19 protein-coding genes are annotated in these 20766 nt (G+C 67.7%); 13 read left to right on the top strand and 6 right to left on the bottom strand.

Going from position 1 to position 20766, the window contains the following annotated elements:
* Positions 1 to 110: 110 nt before the first annotated feature.
* The gene (locus BHS09_RS28085; protein ID WP_174259347.1) at positions 111 to 1124 is read left to right on the top strand and encodes a metallophosphoesterase; all 1014 of its coding nucleotides are present in this window, start codon (positions 111 to 113) and stop codon (positions 1122 to 1124) included.
* Positions 1125 to 1228: 104 nt separating this feature from the next.
* Complete coding sequence (locus BHS09_RS28090) at positions 1229 to 1771, top strand: hypothetical protein (RefSeq protein WP_140794521.1); 543 nt, start codon at positions 1229 to 1231, stop codon at positions 1769 to 1771.
* A 3-nt stretch (positions 1772 to 1774) separates the two neighbouring features.
* Here BHS09_RS28090 and BHS09_RS28095 read toward each other — a convergent pair whose 3' ends face one another.
* On the bottom strand, positions 1775 to 2671 hold the full coding sequence (locus BHS09_RS28095; protein ID WP_140799580.1) for an NAD-dependent epimerase/dehydratase family protein: 897 nt from the start codon (positions 2669 to 2671) through the stop codon (positions 1775 to 1777).
* A gap of 64 nt (positions 2672 to 2735) precedes the next feature.
* Complete coding sequence (locus BHS09_RS28100) at positions 2736 to 3101, bottom strand: winged helix-turn-helix transcriptional regulator (RefSeq protein WP_140794523.1); 366 nt, start codon at positions 3099 to 3101, stop codon at positions 2736 to 2738.
* A gap of 86 nt (positions 3102 to 3187) precedes the next feature.
* Between BHS09_RS28100 and BHS09_RS28105 the strand changes: the two genes are divergently transcribed.
* The 7 genes from BHS09_RS28105 to BHS09_RS28140 all read left to right on the top strand — a co-directional run bounded on the left by BHS09_RS28105 (position 3188) and on the right by BHS09_RS28140 (position 11743).
* Positions 3188 to 4210: a zinc-binding alcohol dehydrogenase family protein gene (locus tag BHS09_RS28105; RefSeq protein ID WP_140799581.1), complete on the top strand. Its 1023-nt coding sequence runs from the start codon at positions 3188 to 3190 to the stop codon at positions 4208 to 4210.
* Positions 4211 to 4551: 341 nt separating this feature from the next.
* Complete coding sequence (locus BHS09_RS28110; protein WP_237079879.1) at positions 4552 to 7596, top strand: carboxypeptidase-like regulatory domain-containing protein; 3045 nt, start codon at positions 4552 to 4554, stop codon at positions 7594 to 7596.
* A gap of 11 nt (positions 7597 to 7607) precedes the next feature.
* On the top strand, positions 7608 to 8234 hold the full coding sequence (locus BHS09_RS28115; protein ID WP_174258915.1) for a glutathione S-transferase family protein: 627 nt from the start codon (positions 7608 to 7610) through the stop codon (positions 8232 to 8234).
* A 479-nt stretch (positions 8235 to 8713) separates the two neighbouring features.
* Positions 8714 to 9007, top strand: coding sequence for a hypothetical protein (locus BHS09_RS39650; protein ID WP_237077513.1), 294 nt, complete (start codon positions 8714 to 8716; stop codon positions 9005 to 9007).
* The gene (locus tag BHS09_RS39655; RefSeq protein ID WP_237077514.1) at positions 8970 to 10061 is read left to right on the top strand and encodes an STAS domain-containing protein; all 1092 of its coding nucleotides are present in this window, start codon (positions 8970 to 8972) and stop codon (positions 10059 to 10061) included. The genes BHS09_RS39650 and BHS09_RS39655 overlap by 38 nt, the downstream gene beginning before the upstream one ends.
* Positions 10062 to 10223: 162 nt before the next feature.
* Positions 10224 to 10946, top strand: coding sequence for a substrate-binding periplasmic protein (locus BHS09_RS28135; RefSeq protein ID WP_140794527.1), 723 nt, complete (start codon positions 10224 to 10226; stop codon positions 10944 to 10946).
* The gene (locus BHS09_RS28140; protein WP_140794528.1) at positions 10943 to 11743 is read left to right on the top strand and encodes a cation efflux transmembrane domain-containing protein; all 801 of its coding nucleotides are present in this window, start codon (positions 10943 to 10945) and stop codon (positions 11741 to 11743) included. Before BHS09_RS28135 ends, BHS09_RS28140 begins: the two co-directional genes overlap by 4 nt.
* Before the next feature lie 28 nt (positions 11744 to 11771).
* Here the strand turns inward: BHS09_RS28140 and ypfJ are convergent, their stop codons facing one another.
* A complete protein-coding gene (gene ypfJ / locus BHS09_RS28145) occupies positions 11772 to 12644 on the bottom strand; it encodes a KPN_02809 family neutral zinc metallopeptidase (RefSeq protein WP_140794529.1) in 873 nt (290 codons plus the stop codon).
* A 114-nt stretch (positions 12645 to 12758) separates the two neighbouring features.
* Positions 12759 to 15509, bottom strand: coding sequence for a M16 family metallopeptidase (locus tag BHS09_RS28150; protein ID WP_140799582.1), 2751 nt, complete (start codon positions 15507 to 15509; stop codon positions 12759 to 12761).
* Between the two features lie 270 nt (positions 15510 to 15779).
* Between BHS09_RS28150 and BHS09_RS28155 the strand changes: the two genes are divergently transcribed.
* From BHS09_RS28155 to BHS09_RS28165, 3 genes are all read left to right on the top strand, one after another.
* The gene (locus BHS09_RS28155) at positions 15780 to 16031 is read left to right on the top strand and encodes a hypothetical protein (protein WP_237079880.1); all 252 of its coding nucleotides are present in this window, start codon (positions 15780 to 15782) and stop codon (positions 16029 to 16031) included.
* A 419-nt stretch (positions 16032 to 16450) separates the two neighbouring features.
* On the top strand, positions 16451 to 17344 hold the full coding sequence (locus BHS09_RS28160; protein WP_140799583.1) for a hypothetical protein: 894 nt from the start codon (positions 16451 to 16453) through the stop codon (positions 17342 to 17344).
* Positions 17345 to 17579: 235 nt separating this feature from the next.
* The gene (locus BHS09_RS28165) at positions 17580 to 17972 is read left to right on the top strand and encodes a LysM peptidoglycan-binding domain-containing protein (protein WP_140794531.1); all 393 of its coding nucleotides are present in this window, start codon (positions 17580 to 17582) and stop codon (positions 17970 to 17972) included.
* Positions 17973 to 18072: 100 nt separating this feature from the next.
* Here the strand turns inward: BHS09_RS28165 and BHS09_RS40080 are convergent, their stop codons facing one another.
* Complete coding sequence (locus tag BHS09_RS40080; RefSeq protein WP_140794532.1) at positions 18073 to 18633, bottom strand: sugar O-acetyltransferase; 561 nt, start codon at positions 18631 to 18633, stop codon at positions 18073 to 18075.
* Between the two features lie 198 nt (positions 18634 to 18831).
* On the opposite strand from BHS09_RS40080, the gene BHS09_RS28175 reads away from it, so the two are divergent.
* Positions 18832 to 19767, top strand: coding sequence for a LysR family transcriptional regulator (locus BHS09_RS28175; RefSeq protein WP_140799584.1), 936 nt, complete (start codon positions 18832 to 18834; stop codon positions 19765 to 19767).
* Positions 19768 to 19812: 45 nt separating this feature from the next.
* Here the strand turns inward: BHS09_RS28175 and BHS09_RS28180 are convergent, their stop codons facing one another.
* Positions 19813 to 20727, bottom strand: coding sequence for a spermidine synthase (locus BHS09_RS28180; RefSeq protein ID WP_140794534.1), 915 nt, complete (start codon positions 20725 to 20727; stop codon positions 19813 to 19815).
* Positions 20728 to 20766: the final 39 nt, after the last annotated feature.

Consider the following 20766-nt stretch of genomic DNA (forward strand, 5'->3'; position numbering starts at 1 on the left):
GCCTGGAGGCGATTCAGGCACCGAGGGCCGCGCGGGCGTGACACGCTGAGGTCCTCCAGCGCGCCTGGGCCGGCCAGCCCAGGCGCGCCGTCTCACCAGAGGACATTCCCATGGCCCCCTCTTTGCTCCGCACGCGCCCCCTGCTCGTGCTCGTCCCGCTGCTCCTGGCGGCGGCACCCTCACCCCAAGCCCCAACGCCGCCTCGGCTGGAGGACGCGGTCCCCGACACCTTCACCGGCGTGGAGCGCGTGGTGGCGGTGGGGGACGTGCACGGTGACGTGGACGCCCTGAAGGAGGTGCTCCGGCTCGCCGGCCTCATCGACGCGAAGGACCGGTGGATTGGCGGCAAGACGCACCTGGTCCAGACGGGCGACGTGCCGGACCGGGGCGACCAGACGCGCGCGGCGTTCGACCTGCTCATGCGACTGGAGCAGGAAGCGCTCGCCGCGGGCGGACGGGTCCACGCCCTGCTCGGCAACCATGAAGCCATGAACATGCTGGGTGACCTGCGCTACGTGAGCCCCGGGGAGATGGCTTCGTTCGCCGACCAGAGCCCCGAGCAGGAGAGCGCCGGCTCCCCCCCCGGCCTCAACGGGCACCGCGTCGCGTACAGCCTCCAGGGCCGCTACGGCCAGTGGCTGCGCAAGCACGCCGCCGTGGTGCGCATCAACGACACCCTCTTCGTGCACGGCGGCGTCGCGCCCGGCGTTCCCGGCGGAAACCTGGCCGAGCTCAACCGCTGGGTGCGCCAGGACTTCTTCCCCGACCATCCGCCCGGCGGCGCGCGGGACGCACAGGGCCCCTTGTGGTTCCGAGGCTACGCACTGGGCGAGCCGCAGGACGCCGAACCCGCGCTGGACGCGGTGCTGAAGCGTTATGACGCCAGGCGCATGGTCATGGGGCACACCACGAACCGCGACGGCAAGGTGAAGGTGCGATTCAACGGCAAGGCGCTGCTCATCGACACCGGGCTGAGCACCGGGTACGGGCGGAACCTCGCGGCCCTGGAGCTTCGCGGCGGCAAGGTCAACGCCCTGTACCGCGAAGGCCCCGTCACGCTGGGCACCGTGGAGCCCCCCGCCGCGCCGGCTCGCCCCGCGGCCCCGAAGCCTCGGAAGAAATGAGTGGCTGCACAGGTGCGGCTGCTCAGCGTGCAGGCGCTTGCACACGCCGAAGTGCCGTCACCTCGAGAGGATGCAGGGCCCGGTGGTTGCATCCGGGCGGCCGCATGCGCCTTCCCGTCCCGCTCCTGGCGGCTACCGTGCTCTTCGCCCTGCCCGCGAGGGCGGACATCACGCTGTTCCCCAAAGAAGAGACCTGGCTGTCCGTGGGCCCCCTGTACAGCGCGGCCTTCGGGGCGGACGAGCCCGGCACGGGCGTGGGCGGGGAGTTGACGCTCAATTGGTTCAAGGGCGTGGGCGCCCTGGGCCTCTTCGCGCAGGCACAGAAGATGGAGCGCGGCAGCGCGCGGCTCTGCGCCGGGCTCCAGGGCACCCTGTTCTTCGGGGGCGTGGAGCTGGGCGTCATGCATGAAACGGCGAGCCGGACACGCGTTGCGACGACGGGCCTGCACGTCGCGCCCTACCTGGCCCTCGTGTTCGGCAGCCTGGGCGTGCGCTTCGGGATTCCGCTGGCCGGGGAGCCGGACATCGGCCCCGGCGGCGTGGAGCGGACGCGGCATGCCCGCGAGGTGGGGCTGGTGTTGACACTCAAGCTCCCCATCGCGCTGAGCCGGGACTCCGTCTGGGGCCCCGTCTTCCCCTGGAACTAGCGCTCAATCGAGCGGCATTTCGTCGCGAATCCACGCCGTGACGGAGTCGTGCCGGGGCTTCCACTCCAGCTCGCGGCGCGCGCGCTTGCCACACACCCGGCTGTTGGAGCCGAAGGAGTAGCGCGCGTGGCCTTCACCCCACTCGCGACTGGCTTCCTCCACCGACCAGGATTGGACGGGCCCCAGCCCGAGCCGCTGGGCGATGGCGGTGCCAATCTCCGCGAAGGAGGCCTCACCGTTCTCCACGAAGTAGAAGGCCCCGGCGGGAGCGCGCTCCAAGGCGAGCAGGTACAGCGCCACCACGTCATCGATGTGCACGTTGGACCAGCGGTTGACGCCCTTGCCGACGATGCGCACCACGCCGCTCTTGCGCGCCTGCTTCACCAGCGGGGGAATCTGCACGCTGTCCGGGCTGAGCCCGGTGCCCGTGCCGTAGATCATCGTGTTGCACAGGACGATGCCGCGCATTCCCTCGGCGGCGAGCACGCTGTTGTCGACCGCGTGCCGGGCCTGCTTGTCGGGCTCGACGATGAAGGGGGTGTCCTCGTCGAACACCTTGTCGGAGAGCACGTCGCCCCGGACGTCATCGCCAATCACGCTGGAACCACTGGTGTGGAGCAGCGGCTTGCCGGAGCCGCGCAGTCCCGCCAGGAGCGCCTCGACAGCCTCCGCGTGGTCACTGCTGGCCGCGTTGATGACCGCGTCCGCGCGCCGCGCCTCGGCCGTCAGCAAGGCGTGGTCCTCCAAATCACCCAGCACGGGCTCGATGCCGAGCGCCGCCAGCCGCTCCGCCTTCGCCTTGTCCCGGACCAGCCCCCGGATGGCGTGGCCGCGGGCCTTCAGCGAGTGAGCAAGGGAGCCGCCGATGAAGCCGCTCGCGCCCGTCAGGAACAGTTGCATGGAGGACCTCCAGGTTCAGGGATGCGTGCAGTCTGCGCATTCCTCACTGGAAACGCCGCCCGCCTCAACGGACCGCTGTCAGCTTCGGTGACTTCTGGGCGCGCTGGCCCAGGTAGCTCTCTCCCCAGGCGCGCAGGGCCAGCACCACCTTGCGGAGGGATTCCCCCAGCTCGGTGAGGCGGTACTCGACGCGGGGAGGCACCTCGGCGTGCACCTTGCGGTGCACCAGCCCGCTGGCTTCGAGTTCGCGAAGTTGTTGGGTCAACATGCGCGCGGTGACGCCAGGGATGCGCTTGCGCAGCTCCCCGAAGCGAAGCGTGCCGTCGAGCAAGTGGTAGAGGATGAGCCCCTTCCACTTGCCGCCAATCAAATCGAGCGTGGCCTCCACGGGGCAGCCCGCGGAGCAGTCGTAGGTCTTGTGCCGGGCCATTGGTTACCTTTTTGTACCTACGTGCGAAAATAGTGCGTACTTGTCGTCGAGGTCCACTGGGGCAATGGTGCACGCAAGGAGGCCCCATGCGAGCCGTTGCCCTGCACCAATACCTGCCCGTGGATAATCCAGAAGCACTCATCGACGTGGAACTACCCACGCCGGAGCCCGGTCCCGGAGAGCTGCGCGTCCGCGTCCACGCCATCTCGGTCAATCCCGTGGACGTCAAGGTCCGCGCGCCCAAGTCCCAGGTAGAAACCACGCCTCGCGTGCTCGGCTGGGATGCGGCGGGTGTCGTCGACGCCGTGGGCCCCGGCGTGAAGCTGTTCCGGCCCGGGGACGAGGTCTACTACGCGGGCTCCATTGCCCGGCCGGGGACGAACGCCGAGTTCCACGTCGTGGACGAGCGCATCGTCGGGCGCAAGCCGCGCTCCCTGTCGTTCGCCCAGGCCGCTGCGCTCCCGCTCACGTCCATCACCGCGTGGGAACTGCTGTTCGAGCGGCTGGAGATTCCGCAGGGCAACGCTCCGTCCCAGGATGTCCTGCTCGTCGTCGGCGGCGCCGGAGGCGTGGGCTCCATGGCGCTCCAGCTCGCGCGCAAGCTGGCGGGCGTGACGGTGGTGGCGACCGCGTCGCGCCCGGAGTCGACGGAATGGTGTGAGGCGCAAGGCGCTCACCACGTCATCAATCACAGACAGTCCCTGGTGCCGCAACTCCAGAAACGGGCGCCCCAGGGCGTGCGCTACATCGCGAGCCTGACGGCGACGGACACCCACTTCCCGGAGTTGGTGGAAGTGGCGACGCCCTTCGGGCGGCTGGGGCTCATCGATGACCCGACCAAGCCCCTGGACATCAGCGCCATGAAGCGAAAGAGCCTGTCGCTCCACTGGGAGTTCATGTTCACCCGGCCCCTGTACGAAGCGGCGGACCCGCTCGCGCAGCACCGCATCCTGAACCGGGTCGCCGACCTGGTCGACGCGGGGACGCTGCGGACGACGATGACCCAGGACTTCGGTCCCATCACCGCGGCCAACCTGCGGCGAGCCCACGCCGCCATCGAATCCGGCCGGACCGTGGGGAAGATTGTCCTGAGTGGCTTTCCTTCGTGAGGCACCCGACACGCGGCATTGGTGCTGCACGGATGCTGAGCCAATCATGATGGTTCCGTGAGGATTGCCCCGCCGCGGCTCCCTACCGTCGAGACATGACGGGAAGGCACATGTACAGCGGCGGGGCGTTCACGATTCTGGCCGTCGGTGTCCTCGGGCTGCTCGCTTGGGACGCGCGCTCCACGTCAGAGGCCGTTGGCCGCGGCGCAGACGTCGCTGCATCGTCGCAAGCCACGAACCGCATCGAAGGGACTGGCAACCAAGGCGCGGGGGACCTGGGCTCCACTCCTCGGCCCGAAAGGAGACGGCGCATTCGTGGCACCGTGGTGGATGCGCGAGGAGTGCCCCTCGCGGGCGTGCGCGTATCCGCCATGTCGCGGGATGAGGAGTCCCTGGCCGAACGGCCGTGCCCCGACTGGGCGTCTGGTCCATGGGATTCCCGCCGCGAGGAGAAACCCCGCCGGCTCTTGCAAGACTGCCAGTGGTCAGGCCGGGACATTCTGACTGAGTGGCTTTCCTCCCGACGGGGCGAAGCCATCCTCCAGGCAGAGACGGTCACCGACGGAGGCGGCGCCTACCTCTTGGATGGACTGGACGACGGAGCGCTGTCGATCTGGGCATTGAATGAGGATGGGGCGGCCGTGCAACAAGGCATCCAGGGGACGCACGATGACCTGAGGTTGGTGCTGACCCCGGGATTACGGGTGGAGGGAGCCGTCTCAGGAGAGGACGCGCCGCTTCCAGGCACCCGCATCACCTTGGCCTCCGTGGCAACGGACCGATACTTCGACGGCATCACAGGTCCGGATGGGCGGTTCCGCATCGGCCCGCTGCCGCTTGGGCCTTACGTCCTCATGGCGGTGCAGGATGGCTGGCGATCGGCACTCCTCCATCTCAATGAGGCAAACAGCCTTCCGGAGGAAGGTGTGCAACTCACCCGGCCGCTGAACCATGCAGGCAGGGTCCTCTCCCAGGGGAGCCCCATCGCGGGCGCTCGCGTCGAACTCAGCGCGGAATCTCCAGAGGGCTTTTCCTATCAGGTCGCCACGTCCGACGCGAAAGGACAGTTTCACTTCTCCGGGCTCAGCAAAGTCCACCGTCTCACGCTGTCAGCCTTCCATGGAGGAATGACTGCCAGTGAGCAAGTCACCCTGGACGAACGAGACGGGGCTGAGACGGTTCTCGAACTGAAGCCTGCACCATATCTCGAGGGACTCGTTCAAGACGAGGCGCGCCAGCCCGTTTCAGGCGCCCGTGTCTCCGCCATCATCAAGCGACACGGCAGTTCCCACCCAGACGCGGAGTCGGGCCTGGATGGCCGCTTCCGTCTGGGCCCTTTGGGCCCCGACACGCATGACTTCATGGTGTCGGCACCGGGGTACCTGGACACCCTCGTCAATCTGCGTTCCTCGACGAATACCTCCTCGGCCACCATCACCCTGTTCCGAGCGACGACCATCACCGGCGTGGCAGTCGACGCACACGGGTCGCCCGCCCCAGGTGTCGCGCTCACGTTGATGCGCGAATGCAACCCCGCGGCGCCGTACCATCTCCATGAGACGACGACGGACGAGACGGGCCATTTCGAGCTGAAGGCATGTCGCCCAGGTGAGTGGGAGATCCAAGCCCGTGACGAACGGTTCCTCCCAGAAACCGTTCCGGTGTACGCGCCCAGCAAAGACCTCCGCCTCTCGTTGCGACAAGGCCCGACCGTGCTGGGCACCGTGTCGGATGAACACGGCGCCCCCGTGCCCGATGCGAATGTCGACATCTCCGCGCGCAACGAGGAGGACCTGCCCAGCCGCCACGCGTATTCAGATGCCCAGGGCCGCTTTCAGCTCGGGGCTGTCCAGCCTGGACACTACGTCGTGCGAGTTCGAAAGGAGATTCTGGGTGTCGTGCGGACGGTCTCCCATGACCTTGAGTTGCGTGAAGGCACTCAGTCCCAGGTGGAGTTGCGCTTTCCCGAAGGTGTGACTGTGTCTGGCGTCGTGGTGACAGCGAGTGGCAAGCCGCTGGAGGGCGCGGTTGTCCGAGCGTACCGGGCGTCGCCTGTCGCGGAAACGGAGCCGCCAGCACTCAGCATCCACTGCGGCGGGTCCGGCGGCGCTCGCACAGGTGCGGACGGCCGGTTCATCCTGCGGCATCTGTCCTCCGCCCCGCACGCAGTCGAGGTCACGAAACGGGACCATGCCTTCGTCCCAGCGCAATCCTTGGGAGGAACCACCGACCCGGACGACACGTTTCTCGTGAGCCCCGGGGAGCACCCCATCCGCCTCGTCCTGCAACGATACTCACGGATTCGGGGCTCGCTCCTGAGTGCCGATGGAGCTCCCATTCTAGAGTTCACCCTCAACGGCCGCCTGGTCCGCTCCGAGGACGGCGCTTTCGAGTGGTCGACCACGAAATCAGGAACCCTGACGTTGGCCTTCGGCGCAACAGGGATGGCACCGCGCTCCCTCACGGTGGATGTCCCTCTGGAAGGCGACGTGGACCTGGGCGACCTCCACATGAGTCCGGGTCGTTCCGTCCAGGGCCGGCTGCTGGATGCCGCGACCTCCGCGCCCATCGAGGGCGCGAGGCTGACGCTCTATTTCAGGGCCGGCACCGCAGGACAACGGGTTTCGCATGACAGCGACGTGTCGAATCCGGATGGCACCTTCACCTTGGAGCATGTGAGTGATGCGCCCTCGGAGCTCGTCGTCGACGCCGTGGGCTACCATCGCTACATCGGCACCGTGACAGGAGGAGAGACTCCGCTGATTCGACTTGAGCCTGGCGTTGTCGCCGACGTGACGGTACGGAACCACCAAGGCGCGCCTGTCGAGGCGATGCTCCAGTTCTGGCGGGATGGCGCCCACCAATCAGACACGCTCCTCGTCCGGAACGAAAAAGCAACACATCCAGGCCTGGAGCCCGGATTCTACACCGTCAGAGCCAGCGCGACCTCGGCCGCGGACGGCGCCGTACCCCATTTCGCGCCTCAGCGCGTTCACGTTCCCGACGGCGGCCGACTGACGATTGACTTCGTCGAGCAGACAACAGGCGCGACGGTCACCCTCCTCAATCCCAGCATCAGGGGCGTGTACCTCTCCTTGCATCCCGGGCGGATTCCCGCGCCGACCACCGAGGCCGCCGCTGAGTTCCTCGCAAAGGGGCGGGGATTCATCAATCCCGGCGAGGAAGACGCATCGTTGGAAGAGCACGACGCGCCCAGTCGGACGACGCGCTTCCGCAATGTGCCTCCAGGTCCCGCCACCATCTTCCTGCTGAGCGGATACGTCCCCGTTCATTTCCACCGGGAGGAGTTGACGATTCCGGCCTCCGGAGAAATCGTCCACACGTTGGTTCCCAACTGGCAGCCACTGCCCTCACCTGTGGAATGACGGGACGGTCCATGAACGACTACGAGTTGATTGGCTCACCAGGGTGTGGTTCGGCCATCGTGGAGATGGCGCTGCGAATCACCGGCATCCCGCACCGGCTCACGGACCTGCCCTACCTGGAGCCGGGCCCTGGACGCGACCGGCTGCTGAAGCTCAATCCCCTGGGGCAGGTGCCCACCCTGGTCCTTCCCGATGGCGCGGTGATGACGGAGAGCGCGGCCATCATCCTGCATCTGCACGACCGCTCGCCCCAGAGCGGCCTGGTGCCGGAGCCCACGGCGCCCGAGCGCGCGCGCTTCCTCAACCTCCTGTTCCGCCTCGTGGGCGCGGTGTACCCGACGTTCACGTACGCGGACGACCCGCCCAAGTGGACCCTGGCCGGTCCCGCCGCGGACCGGCTGCGCGACACCGTCATGGAGCGCCGCGCCAACCTCTGGCGCGAAATCGAGGCCCAGGTGGGCAAGCCCCACGTGCTTGGCGAGCGCTTCAGCGCGCTGGACCTCTACGTCACCGTGATGACGAACTGGCGGCCCGGCAAGGACTGGTTCGCCCAGAACTGTCCCACCGTGGCAGCGGCCGCCACGCGGGCAAAGAAGAACCCGCACGTCGCTGCGGTGCTCGCGCGGCACTTCAGCTGACGGCACTGGCGGGCAGTCCACCCGCAGTGGGAGGCATCGAAGCACGTACCGCAGGCGCAGGAGCGCATGCTCAAGCCCCTGCTCCTCCTGCTCTGCCTCGTCCCCGCCACACTCCTCGCGAAGCCACGGCCCGCGGAAGAATGGGTGGTGACCACCCAACTCTACGGCGCTCTCATCCACCAACGGCTCGTCCTCGAAAGGGACGGTCACCGGCTGCGCGGCAGCCTGGACGGAGCCCCACTGGAGGGACAGGCCGCCGAGGGGCACGTCCAATTCGTCATCAGCAAGAACGGCGCGACCTACACGTACCTCGGCACGCAGCAAGGCAACCACCCACGCCTTCACGGCGAGGTCCGGCTCCGCGCGTCCCCCGCGGCCTCCACGCCATCACCGTTTCGAGCCGACGACGTTCTCCAACACCTTCTTCGCGGACCTCCCTCCGATGCTCACCACCCGCACCGTGGACTCCGGCGGCGTGAATGCCCAGGGCGTCACCCGGGCGGTTCGAGGAGACCATCAACCTCTTCGCCCGCCAGCTCCACGCGTCCGTGAAAGAGAACGAGCGGTCCATCCAGAAGCTCGATGCCGCGCGCCGGGAGATGGAGGAGGAGCTCTCCACCATCGAGCAGCAGCGGCTGGCCATCCGGGACTTGTCCACGCCCATCATCGAGCTGCGGGATGACATCCTCACGCTGCCCCTCGTCGGGGGTGATGGACACACAGCGCTCAGTGGACATGACGGAGCGGCTGCTGCACCGCCTCTCCCAGGGTAAGGCCCGCTGCGCCATCATCGACATCACCGGCATGGTGGTGGTGGACACGGCGACGGCCAATCACTGCATCAAGATGGTGAACGAGGCGCGCCTGCTCGGCACCTATTGCGTCGTCACCGGCATCAGCCCCTTCGTGGCGCAGACGCCCCCCAGATTGGCGTCGACCTCCACGACGGAGGCCGTGAAGTCCTTCACCGTCCTCCTCGACGTCCTGTTGGAGACAATGAAGGCGCAGACGCGCGACGCCCACGGCAACCTCACCGTCGACGTCAACGCCTGGTACCCCTTGGAGGACGACCTCAAGGCCTACAGGGAAATCGACAGCTTGCCCGCACCCGCGACACCTCAGCAGGGTGCCGCCGGAAGGGCGCGAATTCCTGCACCTATCTCGTCCACTGGTAGGTCAGCCCTCCCGGCGGCCCTGGGTTCAGCCTTCTGCCTGACCCGGGGTGTGGTCCGGGTCCGGGTAGGGGTGAACACGGTGCGGCGCGTCCTCGTCGTCGCCCTCCGCGCTCCCCGGCGTGTGGCCCGGCTCTTCCTCCATGTAGCGGCCCTGTCGTTCCTGCGCCTCGTCTGGCGGCTCGGACAGCGGCCGCGGCGCTTCCACATCTGGCATGGCGATGTCCTCCTCTTGGAGAACATAGGCAGTCGCCAGCCATGCGATGGTCGCGCCCATATGACGCTCCACCGATTCCTTGGCACCGCCCGGGGACTGCTGCGGAATGCTGTCGGCATTCCCCTGACGCTGTACAGGGTGCTCCGCCCCGGGAAGAAGGAGGCGGAACGCGCGCAACGCAACGCCGAGACGCTCATCGCGGCCTGCCGCGCCTACCAGGCCCGGCACGGACAGCTCCCCGACACCCTGGAACAGCTCGTGCCGGAGTTCCTCCCCCAACTGCCACCCGCCAGGTTCAGCGGCCCTCACTTCGGCTTCACCTACGACGTGAGCGGCCCGGCGGACGCACGCCGTCACGTGCTGGGATGGACGGATAGGATTCCCTTCGGGCGCCCCTACTTCGTCTTCGAGGAGGAGCGCTGGGGCTACCTGGATTGAACGCGCCCCGGGCTCGCGAGCAGGCGGGCGGTCCGCGCTTCGCCCTGGCTCCAAGGCGCGCTCGGGGCGCGTAGCGCCTCATCCGCCGCGTGCCTACCGTTCCCGGTGCGATTCACGGACCGAAGGGGGGCTCGGACGGTGCGCGGTGCAAGCCGTGTCGGAGTGTTGCTGTTCGGTTGGCTGGCCCTGCTCCTGGGGGCCTGTGGCCTTCCACGGGATACCCACGGGACGCAGGAGCGCATCGTTCGAGACGGCGTGCTGCGTGCGGGGCTCGTGCGCCATGAGCCCTGGACGGGCCTCCAGGACGGCAAGCCCATGGGGCCTGAAGCCGAGGCGGTGGCGAAGCTCGCCGAACAGCTGGGGGCGCGCGTGTCCTGGACGGTGGCGCCGGAAGCCGAGCTGATGCACGCCCTGGAGGAGCGAGCGGTGGACGTGGTCGTCGGAGGAATCACCGCGAAGTCCCCCTGGGTGAAGCAGCTGGGCGCGGGACAGCCCTACCTCACCACCCGGATGCGTGTGGGCGCGCCGCCGGGGCAGACCGTTCCGGAGTCCCTGGAGGGTGCTTCCGTCTCCGTGGCGCGGGGCAATGACGCCGGGCCGAAGCTCCAGGCATGGGGCGCCCGGGTTCGCGAGGTGGAGCGGCTGCATGAAGCCCCGGGCCTCCGGGCCGCCTGGGATTGGCAGCTCGATGCATGGGGCTATGTCGCGGGCGAAGACGTGCTTCGCGAGGAGCAGCGCATCTGGGTGGTGCCCGCGGGTGAAAACCGCTGGCTGCTCACCGTGGACCGCTTCGTCCTCGACCACGCGGAGCCCATCCGGCGGCGCCTCCTCGCCTCCGCCAGAGCCGGCGAGACACCCACGGCCCCCGACGAGGACCGGCGATGAGCTGGCGCCAACGACGGCACCGCGACGGACATGCGCGCGGCCCGGTGGACCCGGGAGATTTGCCTGACGACAAGCACCGCGTCCTCAAGCGCGCGCAGCGGCTGGAGGCCTGGTCGCTGGCGTATCTGGTGGGCTCGGTGGCGCTGCTCTTCATGGGGATGTGGCTGTTCGTGGAGTCCGTGCTCAAGCTGGTGCGCGCCGAATACCCTTCCATCGGTACCACGCAGCTGTTTGGCCACACCGTGTGGATGGGCTGGCTGATGCTCGCGGCCCTGCTGTGGTCGGCGGTTCCGTCCGTGTTGCTGGGCCGGGTGAAGCTGCCCTTGGCGGAGTCGCTCCACGACAAGGTGCTTCACGCCGACGCGCTGATGAACAAGGCGGACTGGCTCACCGCGGTCGCCGCCATGTTGGGCATACTGAGCATCGGCATGGGCTGGTGGTGGGCGGACGCGGTGGCGGCGGGAGTCATCGCGCTGGACATCGCCTGGGACGGACAGCGGCACCTGCGCACCGCGCTGGGTGACTTGATGGACCGCACACCGCGCACGCTCGATTCGAAGCACGCCGAGCCGCTGCCGCGCCGCATTCACGAGGCCCTCTGCGGCCTGGACTGGGTGGAGGCCGCCCAGGTGCGCGTGCGAGAGGACGGACACGTCTTCTGCGCGGACGTGCGCCTGGTGCCGAAGGAGCGGGGACCGGAGCTCGTCACCCGGCTGGGCAACGCCGCCGAGGACCTCAAGCGCCTGGACTGGCGCCTGCGCGACGTGCTGCTGGTGCCGGTGGACCGGCTCGGCTGACCCCGCCCGAGCCGCCGAGGGCACACCGTCAGCGCGCCCCGACGCCCGCGTCGCCGAAGGTGTCACAGGCATCCAGCGTGCCCTGCTTCAGCCCGCGCCGGAACCAGGTGACGCGCTGCTCGGACGAGCCGTGGGTGAAGGACTCCGGGACGACGTAGCCCTGGGCGCGCCGCTGCAAGGTGTCATCACCAATGGCGCTCGCCGCGGCCAGTCCCTCCTCGACGTCCCCCGACTCCAGCAACTGCCGCTGACGCTGGGCATGGTGGGCCCAGATGCCGGCGAAGCAGTCCGCCTGCAGCTCCTGGAGGACGGACAGGGCATTGGCCTCTTCCGGAGACAGGCGTCCGCGCAGCGACTGCACCTGCCTTGAGATGCCCAGGAGGTTCTGCACGTGGTGCCCCACCTCGTGCGCCACGACATAGGCCTGCGCGAAGTCGCCGGGCGCTCCGAAGCGCCGGTCCAATTCGTCGAAGAAGCCGAGGTCCAGGTACACGCGCCGGTCCGGAGGACAGTAGAAAGGCCCCACCGCGCTCTCCTGGAAGCCGCACGCGGACTGCACCGCATCCGTGAAGAGCACCAACCGAGGCTGCGCATATTGCACGCCCACGGGCGCGAGGACTTCCGGCCAGGTGTCCTCCGTGTCCGCGAGCACGACGGACACGAAGTCCTTGAGCTCTTCCTGTCGGGGGTCCAACGGCTGGCCCGAACCGCCCGTGCCGTCCACGCTCCGAGGGTCCTCGCCTCCGCCCAGCCCGAGCTCGGAAGGGTCGCCCCCGAGCAGCAGCACCAGCAAGGCCACGACGATGGAGGCCGCGCCGCCTCCCAGCGCCAGCGGGCGGCCCAGGCCACTGCCCCGCCTATCTTCGACATTCGAGCTGCGACGTCCCCCCTGCCACCGCATGCGGCGCTCCCCCTGGCTGGTCCCCGGCGGCCTCAAGATAAGCAGCCAGGGACACGGCGGTGGACGCCAGCCCCTGCCCGGCGGGACGGACAGCAGGCAGGGGGCCGGGGTGGCCTACGGCTGGGACATGGCCTGAATGGCGGACCGCGCCTGGCCCTCGTCGGCGGTGATGGAGACGACGAGCCGCTGGTAGCAGCCTTCGAACTCCTTTCGCAGGGACTCGGCCGTCACCGACTGGAGCAGCGCGGGCCGGCGCGTCACCGTGTCCGGTTCGAAGCCCCGGACGTGCGCGGTCAGCAGCGCGTTCACCCAGGCCTCCGAGCTGATGAAGGAGACCGCCTGAGCCGCCAGCATGCCCCTGCGGGCCCGCTCCAGCGTGTGCTTGGGTACCTCCTTCGCGAAGGACGCGAGAATCTGACGGACGGTGCTGATGCCTTCACCCATGCGCTGCGCATCCACCGCGCCCTCCAGCACCAGGTGGGCCGCGCCGCCGCGCCCCAGCCAGGGCCGCGCGGAGAAGCCGTACGTCGCGCCCCGGCGCGAGCGCATCTCCCCCGAGGCGTGGCCGTGGATCAGCTCCGCCATCAGGGCGTAGCGCGCCTCTGCTTCGGGTGTGGCCGTGGGCAGCCGGCAGGCCAGCTGCACCTGCGCCTGGCTCGCGCCGGGACGCGGCGTGAGCAGGGCCTTCGCGGCCGAAGCCGCCACCGGCAGCTCAGGCGAAGACGGCGTGGCGACGGGCTTCGCCTTCCCCCGGCTCCAACCGCCGAGGTACTTGCGCGCCAGCCCCTCCACTTCCTTCACGTCGAACTCGCCGGCGATGACGACCACCGTGTTGGCCGGCCGGTACACGTCCTTCAGCCACGCCTCGGCCTCCGTCCAGGACACCTGGGCCAGGTCCGCGCTGGTGACCTCCCGCGCATAGGGATGCGTGCCGTACAGCGCCTTCTGGAGGTGGCGCTCGGCCAGGAGCTCCGGATTCGAGTCCACCGCCTGGCGCCAGGGCAGCACCTGCTCGCGGTAGAAGCGCACCACGTCCTCGGAGGTCCGCGTGGAGTCGAGCTGCTCGGCCAGCATCGCCAGCATGTTGCCGACGTTGCCCGCCGTGCCGGAGATGCCGACGCGCAGGTGGTCGCGCTGGAACGACGAGGTCGAATGCAGGCCCCAGTCACTGGGGCGGCCCTCGAACCAGGACTCCCGGAAGGAGCCCCAGTTGGCCAGGTCCGCCACGCCCGGCTTCTCGCCGTAGGACGAACCACCGCCCAGCGCCGCGCCGATACGGACCACCGGGAGGCCCGGACGTGGAGCGAGCAGCACCTCCATGCCATTGTCCAGCTTGAGCACCTGCACGGGCGAGTCGAGCGCCGCTGTCATCGACGGCGTCACCTGCTCGGCGGGCGTGGTCCAGGGCTCCTCGTCCGCCGACAGTGTGGCGGCCGCCGTCGCCGCGCCGGGTACCTCACCCGGACGGACGACAATCATTCGAACCCGGTCCCGCTGCAGCCACTGGTAGGAGAAGTCCGTCACCTTGCCGCCGGCGAGTCCCATCAGCGCCACCTGCGAGCGGGTGTAGGAGCGCACGTCCTGCGTGAAGTGGGTGAGCAGCGCCCGGCGCTCGGTGCGGGACATGAGGTCCTCCGACTCCAGCACCATGCCCGTCACCACCTGCCGGCGCATCGCCTGGAAGTCGAACTCGCGGCCCAGCACGGAGCCGGGCTGAATCTCCTGCACCCACGCGTTCTGCACCTGGTCCAACACCTTCCCCGCCGAGCGCGCCGGGTCGTCTCCCCGGCTGAGCCGCACCCGCACCACCAACAGCGAGGCACGCGTCCCCGGAATCAGGTTGGTGGAGATGTCCGCGATGTCGCCGTCATTGCGCACCGCGCCCCAGAGGTTCTGGCTGAAGCTGGCGCGAACGAAGTCCTGGACCGCGCTGGACTCGTCGAAGCCGCGCGGCAGCACCCAGGACAGATACACCTCCGGGGTGGGCACGGCGGCGGTGAAGACGGGCACCGACTTCTGGGCGGGCGTGGTGGCCGGGGCCGCAGGCTGCGCGGGCAGGCGCGCCTCCAGAGCCAGGGGCGCGCCCGTGCCCACCCAGGCCTCGGGCAGGTTGGTGCGGAGCGTGGCCTCCACGGCCGCCAGGTCCACGTCACCGGCGATGACCAGCGTGACGTTGTCGGGACGGTAGTGCGCCCGGGCGAAGCGCTGCGCGTCCGACAGGCTGAGCGCGGACAGCGACTCGTGCGTCCCGGCGAGAGGACGCGCGTAGGGGTGGCCACCCGGGAAGGCCGCGGCGTTCATCCAGCTGAAGACCTGCCCCACGTAGCCCGTCTCGTTGCGCTGGCGGAGCTCGTTGCGGACCACCTCGCGCTCCACCGCGAACACCTCCGGGCTCACACCCGCGAGCGGCGCGGCCAGGCGCTGGCCCTCCAGCTTCAAGAGGACTGGCAGGGCCTCCTTGGGGGCCAGCGTCTCGTAGGACGTGTAATCCAGGCTGGTGGAGGCGTTGTAGAAGCCCGCGCCCGACGTCTCCAGGCGCCGCCACACCGACGGCCCACCCGCATGGCGGGAACGGAAGGCCAGGTGCTCCACGACGTGCGCCAGGCCCTCCTTGCCGCCCGGGTCACTGGAGCCCCCTGCGCCCACCACCGCGACCACCGCCACCACAGGAGAGCGGGCATCCTGCTCCACCACCACGCGGAGCCCCGAGGGGAAGCGGAAGTCCCGCAACGGGAAGGCCACGTCGCGCATGACGATCTGCCCTCGCTGCGGCAGCGTGGCGCACGCGCTCAGCAGCAGCGCCAGGGCAATGATGGCGGCACCGGGCCGCCAGGCGGGAGGAAGGGCAACACGCGGGGGAGACATCCAGGCTCCAAGGACGAGCCCGGGAGCAGCACGCAGGGGCATGCCCCACCGCCTCCCCCGAGCGGAAGTGATTCCTGGCAGCGACGAGGCGAAGGCAATGCGCGAACCGCGCCGGCCCTGGACTCAAGGCCACACGGACCGAATGCTCATACCATCCACGGGAAGACAGGCCAAGAGCCGGGACTTACAGGCGCGTTTGCCAAATCCAGGCACCTCCGCAATCCTGGCAATTCAAAATCCAGCAGGTCCGTCGTCGCGACGGGAGGCATCATGCGAGCAACGTGGATGGGCGTGGCGCTGGCTGCGATCTTCATGGGGACGGGCTGTGGCGGCATGGACCCGGTACTGAAGGACCCAGCCGGCACGGACGAGACTCACGGAGCCGAAGCCCAGACGCTGACCACCTGTGAAGACTGCCATACCACCTACACCGCCTGCATTCGCCAGGCCCTTGGGGACCCCGAGGAGACGCAGGTCTGCATCGACCAGCGGCACGAGTGCGCGCTGCAATACTGCCCGTGACGGCACGAGCTTGCCGCCAACGTGGCGCTAACGCGCGGGGCGGGAGAAGCGCCGCCCCGCCCCTGCCCTAATCCTACAACTGTAGTTTGAACCGCGCCCCTCGGGTCCAGTAGTGGCACTGCATGGCAACAGCCTGGATGTGGCGACGCCAGCGACCCCTCGCCCAAACCCGCGTGAGCGGTGCGACTGCACTCCATAGGAGAGCCAGGGGTTCCTCATCATTCCGCGAGAAACAGCGGGGACCCAGCTATGCACGGATGGCCTAGGCAAGACGTTCAATGCGGCCACGAGGCCCTACTGCCCCAATGGGGACAGTCGGCCTTCACGTCACGGCGAGGCAGCGCCCAATCGCGGCGACTGCCTGCATCGCGTCTGTATTAGTATTCCCATGCACACCCGCCCCTGAATGCTCCGTGACCATGAACCTTGTCAAAGTCATTTTGATTATCTCCGTCTTTTGGGCTGGCGAAGGACGTGCTCAGGTGTCTACGTCGGGGGCGCAGCCAGTGGCAAATCCGCCTGCTGCCGCGCCTGTACTTGTCGCTAGTTCCAGCACTGCGCACCTTCAAAAGGGGTGGCCGTTGGTCTTGTCGATAGGTCTGCTGCATCCACGCGCAGTCATGCCGGAAGGCCAAGTGCGTTCCGTGGGAGACTTCGTTATCGAGGCGCCTCACGGTGGGTGGGAACAGTATCTATCCATTGAAATTTTCTTTCGACAAAATCGAAATAGCAAACAAGTACAGTTGCCGCTACGGCGGGTGGATGGCCCTGTACGGCGACTGGTCCTGACTTCGGATAAGTCTAGATTCTTCCTGCGCTACACCTTACCACCAGATGAGACGGCGAATTTGACCGCGGGTCAGTATTTCATCGTTGCCAGACTAGATACGACTCGCGGTTCATCTGACAATGGCTGGAGGGGGGTTCTGAACGCCTCTCAGGTATTTTACATGATGGAACAGTCATCCGCCCTGCCATCCAGCGAAGGCTGCCGTCGTGCGCTGGCGCATAGTGACTATTTTGAAACAATCGGAAGCCCTGATGAGACGCTCAAGGCGCTGGACGATTATTTGCCAACGGCTCAGCCAGGGACGGCTGCAATGTGCTTGAATCGGCGGGCATCGTTCGCCGAAGCGGCGGGGGATTTGAAGTTGGCGCGGGACTACTATTGCAAAGCCTCTCATGACTCCACGGTGCATATTTGGGAGTTGGAGAAGTCGCGCAAAAAGGGAGAGCAGGCGCCGCACTATACTCGTTCCATTTTCGATGAAAACTGCGAGAGATTAACCAAGTTGTTCGGCAAGATGAAATAACGCCGCAACGAAGGCACGGGCTTCTTCAGAACTACCACTGTAGGGCCGAGCGCCACCGGCGTCCCGAGCTCCCCACCGTCTTTCCGAGACAGGCGCGGGACGGGCTCTGTTGACCGCTCGTCATCCGCACTCCCAGCGGCATCGAGGCGCGACGGGCACGTCGGGGCAGGCGGGTACATTGCGCCCCGCCCAGCACCACGCCCGTTCCGGCGTGCGCAGGCGAAAGGGAGCAACCATGGCCTTGCAGAATGATTACCAGGACGTGCTCGACGTGGCGAAGAACGTGGGCGCCAAGGTCGAGTCGCGCGAGGAGAACGGCAAGCTCATCATCAAGGGGTCGGTGGACTACGCCTGGGACCGGGACCGGATGTGGGACCAGATCAAGGCCAGACATCCGAACTGGCAGAACGAGGTCATGGTCATGCTCACCGTCACGCACGAGACGCCGTACGGCCTATACACCGTCAAGTCGGGCGACACGCTGAGCAAGCTGGCCAAGGACATCTACGGGGACATGAAGCTGTACCCGAAGATTTTCGAGGCCAACAAGGACCAACTCAAGGACCCGGACAAAATCAAGGTCGGGCAGGTGCTGAAGCTGCCGCCCAAGTCCATCGCGAACGCGTGACCTCGAGCGCGCCAGGCGGGAGCACCGGGACGTGCCCCGCCTCGGCCGTAGCGGCCCAGTGAAGGGGCGCCGCGACGCCTGGACTGCGAGGGAATGTCCCTCAGGTCAGGCGTCGAACGAGCCGGGCAGGAACGCCCGCCACAAATGTGTTCGGAGCGACATCCTCCGTCACCACCGCTCCGGCCCCCACCACCGAGTTCTCGCCCACCGTCACCCCCGGCAATATCGTGACGGCCGCCGCAATCCAGACGTTCCGCTGGAGCACAATGGGCTTCGCGACCGCGAAAGCACGCCGCATGGCGGGCTCCAGGGGATGACTCGACGTGATGATGTTCACCTTCGGGCCGATCATGACGTCGTCAGCGATGTCGATCCCCCCGATATCCATCAACGTGCAACACTGGTTGATGAACACATTCCGCCCGACGCGGATGTTGACTCCATGGTCGGTGTAGAACGGCGGGATGAGCGAAAACGTGCTGTCGACAGTCCTACCGGTCAGCTCACTGAAGAGCGCCCTGATTTCCTCGGCATCATCGAAGGTGCGCTTGTTCAATTCCGCGGTCAGGCGCATCGCTCGCCGGATGTTGCTGAACATGACCTCGGATTCAGGGGTGCCAATCCGCACCTCCCGAGGAAGGAATGGCTTCTCATTCTGCATGGGGCGGTCCTCGTCGGTGCCAGGCAGCCGCTGAACAACTGCGTGCCGTTCAACAGAACCCTAGCCAACGCTACGCGAGGACATCAAACAACTCGATATCCCTGAGACACAACCACTGGTTGTGCCGCCCTCCCCTGGGAGGACGCGAGCGCCGCGATACACTGCCCGGCGACACTGGGGCAACGCAGGCGGGGTGACATGGATTTCGATGGTGTGCGGACCTTCATTGCCGTCGCCGACGCGGGGCAGTTCCAAGAGGCGGCGTCGAGGCTGTCACTCACGCAGCAAGCCGTCTCCAAGCGCATCGCCGCGCTCGAGGCCACCCTCGGGGTACGGCTGTTCGTCCGAACTCCGCGCGGAATTCAGCTCACCATCGACGGCCAGGTATTCCTGCCTCACGCTCGCAGCATCCTCGAAGCGGCAGAGCGGGCAGCCGATTCCGTGCGCCCCGGCCGCCGTCGGCTCCGTGTCGACGTGGTCAAGCCGAACCTCGGGAGCGCACGCATCCTTCGTGACTTCCACAGCGCACATCCTGAGATTGAAATCGATGTCGTCACGCATCTCTTCGACGCGAAGACCGCGTTGGCCGCTGTGCGGGAAGGGAGCATCGACGCGACGTTTCGCGCCATCACCCGGCCCGCGCAACAACTGACCGACGGCGTCGTGGCGACCCGAGTTCTCGACGACGCCGTGGAGCTCCTCACGAGCGATACGCACAGGCTCGCCGCTGCGACTTCGCTGACGCCGGCCGAGCTCGCGAAGCACAAGGTCTGGATGCCCTTCATCGTCCCAGGAACAGAGTGGGCCGCCTATTACGACGAACTCGCCGCGAGATTCGGGCTCACCATCGACACCCTCGGTCCCGACTTCGGCATCGATGCGCTCCTGGAGGTGATTGCCGGCTCCTCCAGCCTGGCCACACTCGTAGGTGAACACATCCGGCTGGTGTGGCCGACCGAGTACAACCTCCGCCGCATTCCCATCCGCAACCCGATGCTCGTCTACCCACATTCCCTGGTCTGGCGTAGCGACAACGCGCACCCCGCGCTCACGAAGCTCCGCGCCTACCTCGACGCCCGGAAGGACCGCTATCGGCATCCCAAGGCGTGGTCCCCCCCATGGACGAACCGCTGAAGGCAGACGCGTCGATGTGAGGCAGGCCCTAGCCCCTACAAGCGCTCAGCGGACCTGCGCCGGCGTCGTCACAGACGCGGGCTTCGGCAGGTCCGCGTCCTTCAGCACCTTGCCCCGCAGCTGCCGCTCCGTCGCGTCCGTGTAGCCCCGGTCCACCAGCCCGCTCAAGTCGAACGGTACGCTCCGAGTACGCTCCAGCTTCTCCGCGCGCGCCTCCAGTGTCTTGGCGGCCACCTTCTCCTCGTACCCCACGCCCACCAGGATGCGGTTCGAGCTCTGCGGCACGATGAACTCATACAGCTGCGTGAAGGCCACCTGCCACGTGTGCACCATGGCGTCGTAGTGGCGGTTGGGCGGAAAGGCCCACACGTTGCCCACCACCGCGCCCTGGGGGCTCAGCTTCGCCCGCACCGCCGCCAGGAACTCCTGCGTGGCCAGGTGCTCGGGGATGCTGTCCGGGCCATAGGCATCCAGGAAGATGAGGTCATACGCGGGCCGCTCGGCTTCGATGAAGCGCCGGCCGTCTCCGACGTGCGCGCGCAGGAGCGGGTCCTCCCGGAATCCGAAGTAGCGCCTGGCCACCGTCACCACATCCGGGTCGATGTCCACCACGTCGATGTGCGCCCGCGGCACCACCTTGCGCAGGAACATGGGCATGGCCCCGCCCCCCAGCCCCACGATGAGGATGCGCTTGGGCGCGGGCACGTAGGCCAGCCCTACCATGGAGACCTGCGTGTACGGCAGCACCAGGTCCAGCGGCTTGCCCGGCCGGACCACGCTCTGCAGCGCCCCCGAGGCATCGAAGCCCAGATACCGGCGCCCCTCCTCGTCCTCCGTCACCGAGATGAGGGTGTAGGGCGATTCCTTCTCGTACAGGACCTTGCGGGACGCGGAGGCCGTACATGCCAGGAACACCAGCCCCACCAGCAGCAGCCGCTGGGTCACACCGCGCATGTCCATCCCTTCCTGGTACAGAGTACCAAAAAGACAGCATTTCTC

The sequence above is a fragment of the Myxococcus xanthus genome, from assembly GCF_006402735.1.
Lineage (GTDB): Bacteria > Myxococcota > Myxococcia > Myxococcales > Myxococcaceae > Myxococcus > Myxococcus xanthus_A.

Coding starts and splice junctions, on each gene's coding strand:
- BHS09_RS28085 (WP_174259347.1), top strand. CDS start 111: ATGGCCCCCTCTTTGCTCCGCACGCGCCCCCTGCTCGTGCTCGTCCCG.
- BHS09_RS28090 (WP_140794521.1), top strand. CDS start 1,229: ATGCGCCTTCCCGTCCCGCTCCTGGCGGCTACCGTGCTCTTCGCCCTG.
- BHS09_RS28095 (WP_140799580.1), bottom strand. CDS start 2,671: ATGCAACTGTTCCTGACGGGCGCGAGCGGCTTCATCGGCGGCTCCCTT.
- BHS09_RS28100 (WP_140794523.1), bottom strand. CDS start 3,101: ATGGCCCGGCACAAGACCTACGACTGCTCCGCGGGCTGCCCCGTGGAG.
- BHS09_RS28105 (WP_140799581.1), top strand. CDS start 3,188: ATGCGAGCCGTTGCCCTGCACCAATACCTGCCCGTGGATAATCCAGAA.
- BHS09_RS28115 (WP_174258915.1), top strand. CDS start 7,608: ATGAACGACTACGAGTTGATTGGCTCACCAGGGTGTGGTTCGGCCATC.
- BHS09_RS39650 (WP_237077513.1), top strand. CDS start 8,714: ATGCCCAGGGCGTCACCCGGGCGGTTCGAGGAGACCATCAACCTCTTC.
- BHS09_RS39655 (WP_237077514.1), top strand. CDS start 8,970: ATGACGGAGCGGCTGCTGCACCGCCTCTCCCAGGGTAAGGCCCGCTGC.
- BHS09_RS28140 (WP_140794528.1), top strand. CDS start 10,943: ATGAGCTGGCGCCAACGACGGCACCGCGACGGACATGCGCGCGGCCCG.
- ypfJ (WP_140794529.1), bottom strand. CDS start 12,644: ATGCGGTGGCAGGGGGGACGTCGCAGCTCGAATGTCGAAGATAGGCGG.
- BHS09_RS28150 (WP_140799582.1), bottom strand. CDS start 15,509: ATGTCTCCCCCGCGTGTTGCCCTTCCTCCCGCCTGGCGGCCCGGTGCC.
- BHS09_RS28155 (WP_237079880.1), top strand. CDS start 15,780: ATGCGAGCAACGTGGATGGGCGTGGCGCTGGCTGCGATCTTCATGGGG.
- BHS09_RS28160 (WP_140799583.1), top strand. CDS start 16,451: ATGAACCTTGTCAAAGTCATTTTGATTATCTCCGTCTTTTGGGCTGGC.
- BHS09_RS28165 (WP_140794531.1), top strand. CDS start 17,580: ATGGCCTTGCAGAATGATTACCAGGACGTGCTCGACGTGGCGAAGAAC.
- BHS09_RS40080 (WP_140794532.1), bottom strand. CDS start 18,633: ATGCAGAATGAGAAGCCATTCCTTCCTCGGGAGGTGCGGATTGGCACC.
- BHS09_RS28175 (WP_140799584.1), top strand. CDS start 18,832: ATGGATTTCGATGGTGTGCGGACCTTCATTGCCGTCGCCGACGCGGGG.
- BHS09_RS28180 (WP_140794534.1), bottom strand. CDS start 20,727: ATGGACATGCGCGGTGTGACCCAGCGGCTGCTGCTGGTGGGGCTGGTG.